Origin of the sequence: Cryobacterium sp. TMT4-10 (assembly GCF_004403275.1) — a bacterium.
Classification (GTDB): Bacteria; Actinomycetota; Actinomycetes; order Actinomycetales; family Microbacteriaceae; genus Cryobacterium; species Cryobacterium shii.
On sequence record NZ_SOGU01000001.1, the window covers coordinates 1 to 1,240 of the forward strand.

Sequence of the window (1,240 nt, forward strand, 5' to 3'; positions counted from 1 at the left end):
CTTAGTTAGGTTGGGCGTGTCGGCTGTTAATCGTCGCTGGAATCTGTTAATTTTCAGGCGTGAATCCTGATGAACTCACCGAGACCAAAGCCGAGTTGGAAGCGTTCGTGGAGGACGTATTCGCGTCGCTTCCCCGGGCCGATCAACGCGGCAAAGGGAACCTGTATCTGCGCGGGCTGATGCTCGACGGGCGGCGGAAATCCATGCAACCCATGGGTGAGCGTCTCGGCGTGGATTACCAGCAGTTGCAACAGTTCGTGTCCTCGTCGCCGTGGAAAGTCGAGCCCGTGCGGCGGGTCCTGGTGCGCCGGGCGCTCCAGCTCATCAGCCCGGACGCGTGGGTGGTTGACGATACCGGCTTCAAGAAAGACGGGTCGTCCTCGCCGTGCGTGGCGAGGCAGTATTCCGGCACCCTGGGCAAGATCGGCAACTGCCAGATCGGAGTCAGCATCCACGCGGCGACCGATCAGGCATCGTGCCCGCTGAATTGGCGCCTCTACGTGCCTGGGGCCTGGGATGACACCTGCGCGGACACGAATGAGGAAGCCGCGCTGATCGCGGCCCGCCGGGCCAAGGCGCAGCTCCCGGACCTGCAACGCCACCGCACCAAATGGGCGATGGCGTTAGAGATGATCGATGAGCTCGCCGACTGGGGGCACCGACCGCCGGCTCTTGTCGGAGACGCCGGATACGGTGAGATCACCGCGTTCCGGTGCGGGCTGACCGAGCGACTCATTCCCTACATGGTCGCCGTGAAAGCTTCCACGAGTGCGTTCAGCGACGACGCGGCAACGGAGGTGCTCGAGTACTCCGGGCGCGGTCCCCGCCCGCACCAACGCCGCTACCTTGAGGCGCCCAGCTCCCTGAAGGACCTCGTCGTGAATGCCGGCCGGTCATCCCTCCACCAGGTCACCTGGCGGCACGGCACCAAGGCCACGCCGAACAACAAGCTCGCCTCGATGAAGTCCCGGTTCATCGCCCTCCGGGTCCGACCCGCGAACCGCGATCTGCCGCGCGGCGACGACGGCTCACTTCCCGTGGAGTGGCTCCTCGCCGAATGGCCCACCGGGGCGCCGGCCCCGACCGATTACTGGCTCTCCACCCTGCCGGACACGACCCCCCTGAAAGAACTCGTCCGCCTGGCCAAAATCAGGTGGCGCATCGAGCACGACTACCGCGAACTGAAAACAGGCCTCGGCCTCGCGCACTTCGAAGGCCGCACCTACGCCGGATGGCACCA

The 1,240-nt window shown here is 65.4% G+C and carries 1 protein-coding gene; it reads left to right on the plus strand.

Annotation, left to right across the window (positions count from 1 at the left end; all coding sequences use genetic code 11):
* Window positions 1–59: 59 nt before the first annotated feature.
* A partial coding sequence (locus E3T42_RS00005) for an IS701 family transposase (protein ID WP_134402229.1) occupies window positions 60–1,240 on the plus strand: 1,181 nt, incomplete at its 3' end.